Origin of the sequence: Heliophilum fasciatum (genome assembly GCF_004341395.1) — a bacterium.
GTDB classification, from domain to species: Bacteria; Bacillota; Desulfitobacteriia; order Heliobacteriales; family Heliobacteriaceae; genus Heliophilum; species Heliophilum fasciatum.
Genome location: NZ_SLXT01000057.1, coordinates 1 through 4,316, shown reverse-complemented (window position 1 = coordinate 4,316; position 4,316 = coordinate 1). Strand labels below are relative to the sequence as shown.

Here is a 4,316-nt window from a genome sequence, read left to right as displayed (position 1 = left end):
GGTACGGTTTGCGGCTATTTTCTTGATTAATTTGGAAAAAACACGGTTTCAACGGATACCATACTTGGTTCCATTGGGTTCCTGGACGGACTCATATAGCGCACTTCGGTCTGGCTCTCAGGCATTATACCCGTGGCAATCAATGCTTTGTTCAACTCATCAATATAGCGACTGTCATATTGGCAGTGATAGTATAATTCTTCGCAGACACGAAGTGGATTTTCTATGTCAGCGTCATATTTTCGCTTATATTTCTCATCGCCATCCTCGATGACAAACGGGCAATACCTTGCACCACGTCCAATTAACTGGGCTTCTGCAATAGTGTTTGCCCCAGGTTTTCCTTTGGAAGCATCGCGAGTTTCATAAAGGCGCACAATATCAAACAGGTTCAGAACATCCCAACCCTCGTCCAGTTTCTTAACCTCAAAAATAGCTCGATATGGATTATCTCTACTTTCGAGAGAATTGAGTATAATCTGACGTTCGTTCGCTTCTTTATCGTCGTTGACCGAGATGCAATGGTCTGGGTTGAATTCCTCTCGTAATTCCTGTGCCAATTCCTCAAAGTCGATATCCTTGGCGGCGTAGTATTCCGCCATACGCTTAACTTCAGCAAGCGGAGAAGCCGACACAATGCGCTCCAGAGTCGCACCAGTAAGTGTTCGAATCATTTCGTAAAAGGTCTGTTCAAATTTCTTACTCTCAGCGATGGTTTTGGCCTTAAACAGAACCACGGGTTTGATGTAGAGCCGATGATCTTGGAACACCTTCAAGCGGTATTGGCTGAACATCAATGCCGTCAGCATACGGTCCGTGTATCCAATGTCAGCTCGAATTGCCCGTACCTGCTTCGAATACTTCTCCTCGCGGAATTTACGGAGCGGGTAGTCAAATATAATCTTGTTCTCGTATTCGCTCAAAATGAACGGGTTCTGCAAGTCGCAGGTGGCCGTGAATTCAAGCAGTATGTTTTCACGGTTTGCTTTGAAAATACGGCGAATCGTCGTTTCCCAACTCTGGCGTAAGGATTCCTCGGTAGCATCCATTTTGCCGCGTCGCGTATCCACGTTGAGGTGATGCGCTTCGTCGGCAATCAAGACAGTTTTAGAATCAGCGAAGTCATCGAAAGACGGTGCGTTTTCTTTTGGAAACCACATATCCGAGTGAAGCCCTTGTGTGGTAGTGAAGCAGATGTTGATAGCATCCGGGCTTGCGCCTTGAAAGTTGTTCACCTCGCTGATTTTAACCGTTTCGCCATCAATGACGATCTGTTCGGCGAACAGATACTTTGCCGAAGTTGCGTTAAGAAAGTTGTCTTTGGTTTTCTTGACGATGTTGTCAAGGTTCACAAAAAAGAGAAAGTTACGGTATCCCCGCCGATAGAGGTACACAATCAGTCCCGCCATGATGAGCGTTTTACCACTTCCGGTCGCCATGTGGAACAACACCTGCGTCGGATTCGGGCATTTGTCGCTCTCGAAGAACGTGACGAAGTTGCGAAATGCGTCCTCCTGATAAGGGCGCAACTCGAACGCCGGATTGAGGTTTTGCTGGATTATGTCCGGCAATTCCTTATAGGCAATCGGCGAAAAATCGCGGATGGAGTCCATTTGCTGAAAAAGGAACATCACTTGTCCTCCAATCCGTAGAAGCTACGTGTAAAAGCCTTATCCGTATCGCTTATGGCGTACTCCTCATCGTCCATATCGCAGAGGTTCACGTAGAGCATATTTTTGTCGAGCAACTCCAAAATAAAGCGCTTCTTTTCCTCAATGGGCAGTGTCTCAAATTCGGAAGAAGCTCCGGCAATCTCAGTGGGGTTTACTTTGCTGCTGATAAATCCCGTTGAGAGGATACGCTCAAGCAGGTCATACAAGTCGGTGTCTATCTTTGCCTCTAATACTTCGTCGACGAAACGTTGATTGCATTTCGCTAACTCGCAATAAATGAACGAACCGCCGCCTTGCCAATCAACAGATTTTGAGATTCCACCTTGTTCGCCTTCAATGACCTTTTTCAATCGTGGTATTGAGTAAGTATCTACATAATCCATTTGCTCAACACCAATAAAAATTCTATGCTTTTTTAATGCGACTGCTTGAGAAGTAGCAGAACCCATGAAAAAGTCAAGAACCAGGTCCCCCTCATCAGTTGCCAAGTCATATATATAGTCTAACAATAACTCGGGCTTTGGTGTTGAGAACAATAATGCCGGTGCCACTCCTGGGAACAGTGCTTTTTGCTCATATTTTGCCGCTCTCGTATGGCCTGTTCTTTTAAGATTTATCCATAAATTAGAGGGTGGCAGGCCAGCCATATCTGCAAGATAGCGCCGCTTAATTACTCGGGTTTCATCCTCAGAAAAACGCAATTCACCTGTGGCAAACATTTTATCCATCGTCTCACGAGACCATCTCCAACCATTTGCCGGATGCGCAATTGTTTTACCGCTGGGTGTGATGATATCAAATTGTAAGTTTGGCCTCAATCCAGGATTACTTACATCGCCGCCATCAAACCAAGGACCACGGGGATCATTGTCTGGATTTTTGTAATGTTTCCGCTTTTCAGGATCGTTCAAAAACTTAGGTTTCCACTTCTCGCTTTTTGCATATACGAGTATCGTATTGTAATCTTCAGAAAATACCTCCGCATTATTATTACTACTATCCGAATGTTGCCATGTTATGGCGGTTATGTAGTGATTTCTTCCAACAATAGAATCCAAAAGGACACGCATATAAGGAGCTTCTTTGTCATCAAGGGTAATCCATATAGATCCATCCGAAGATAATAGTCTCCATGCCAACTCTATACGATTTTTCATAAAAACAAGCCAAGTGGAATGATTAAATCTATCATTATAATTAAAACCATCTGTTCCTGTATTATATGGAGGATCAATATATATGCACTTTACCATGCCCTCATATCGCTTCAATAGAGACGCAATAGCAATGAGGTTGTTCCCTTTAATTATAAGATTATCGTTATCAGTAAACTCGGTTGTGGGAGCAGCCGAGACAGTATTTTCTCCTCCGACTGGATTGCCAGTTATATCAACCGTTCCGTTATAAAAATATCTCTGAGCGTTGATCAGAACCTTCGGGTAAAGTAGTCTGTCCACTTCATCAGGTGCAAGGGTAGCGTTATAGAAAATCTCTTCGCGCTTCTGGTCGTCTTTCGTCTGTCCACCTTCAAGGAGACAGTCCTTATAGGGAAACGAAAGAACCACCTCGTTGGAGGATGCTACATCCGTGATCGGTTAACCAATTATGGTAAAATTTATTCAATGAATTCACCACGTTGAAAATGCCACATGATGATCCCAAGGTGGGAGGTCACCCCATATTGTGGGTATTTTCATTATAATTGCAACAATCATCGGAAAATGTTGTAAATCGGAGTTGTTTTTTTCGGTTTTTTTAGGGCATTAACGAAATCAACAGATGGGGTACGTGTTCTCATTTGGGCAAACTTGGTTAACCGAACACGAATGGAGGATGCTATCATTTCATCGCGAGAATTAGTCAAGCCTATTCGATTTTTAAAGCGTGTATAGCTATCGGGCAGAAACTGGCGGTTGTTTACCACCCATCCAAAACCAACTTTATCGAAGACGAACGTGCCGTTCAACTCCGCGAAGAAGCGCTTTTTCGTGTTGTCGTTGCCAAGAAGCAACCCGATAAGCCCAGCATCCATATTCATGGCAGATTCATAAACTTTGTTGCGAAGCAGTGTCCCATCTTTCGTAAAGAAACGCTCGTCCGCTTTAAGCACTTCCACCAGTATTTCTAAAAAGTTAGCCATGTTTTCTTGCTCCTCTTCGCTTTGATGATATACATTGCCTGTTCGGCACCGCTCCGCTCTCTTTCACGGGATCAATCGATACGGCACTGCCGATTTGTAGAGCGGTTGCCGTGAGCGAGTCGCTAAATATAAATTCATCCAGAAATGTCAGCAAACGGGCGCTCCCTAAATACACTCTCTCTAAATCCGAGGTATTCCATCATAAAAACCTTCGTCTTGATAGGACGGCTCAGCGTCGATATAGTTATCGGTAAAGTCCGCGTCAGTTGCGTGAAAACCGTCCGCGCTGTAGTCCCTATCGTCGAGCATTGCGATACTCCTGCACTGTTGGTGCAATTAGTATAGCACATAAGTGCTGATAATAGCTTAGAAGGATACTTTAATATAGATAATTCTATACTTAAGGTTGGCTCTTCGCTGTTTCGTGTGGGTAACGAGTCGTAAAATAGGGTAAAATTAGGATATGAAAAACATCGATTTATTCCAACTTGGATTAGGCCTGA

General features: G+C 44.0%; 4 protein-coding genes. All 4 read right to left on the bottom strand.

Annotation, left to right across the window (positions count from 1 at the left end; translation table 11 throughout):
* Positions 1-26: 26 nt before the first annotated feature.
* Positions 27-1,631 (bottom strand): DEAD/DEAH box helicase family protein, encoded by a 1,605-nt coding sequence (locus EDD73_RS14510; RefSeq protein ID WP_131921154.1) that lies wholly within the window; start codon positions 1,629-1,631, stop codon positions 27-29.
* A complete protein-coding gene (locus EDD73_RS14505; protein ID WP_243116949.1) occupies positions 1,631-3,238 on the bottom strand; it encodes a site-specific DNA-methyltransferase in 1,608 nt (535 codons plus the stop codon). Before EDD73_RS14505 ends, EDD73_RS14510 begins: the two co-directional genes overlap by 1 nt.
* A gap of 146 nt (positions 3,239-3,384) precedes the next feature.
* On the bottom strand, positions 3,385-3,813 hold the full coding sequence (locus EDD73_RS14500; protein ID WP_131921149.1) for a site-specific DNA-methyltransferase: 429 nt from the start codon (positions 3,811-3,813) through the stop codon (positions 3,385-3,387).
* Positions 3,814-3,993: 180 nt separating this feature from the next.
* Positions 3,994-4,122 (bottom strand): hypothetical protein, encoded by a 129-nt coding sequence (locus tag EDD73_RS15510; protein ID WP_264672948.1) that lies wholly within the window; start codon positions 4,120-4,122, stop codon positions 3,994-3,996.
* Positions 4,123-4,316 lie beyond the last annotated feature (194 nt).

What these genes read in the sequence shown, in the direction of transcription:
- EDD73_RS14510 (WP_131921154.1), bottom strand. Translation starts at nt 1,631, where the DNA reads ATGTTCCTTTTTCAGCAAATGGACTCCATCCGCGATTTTTCGCCGATT.
- EDD73_RS14500 (WP_131921149.1), bottom strand. Translation starts at nt 3,813, where the DNA reads ATGGCTAACTTTTTAGAAATACTGGTGGAAGTGCTTAAAGCGGACGAG.
- EDD73_RS15510 (WP_264672948.1), bottom strand. Translation starts at nt 4,122, where the DNA reads ATGCTCGACGATAGGGACTACAGCGCGGACGGTTTTCACGCAACTGAC.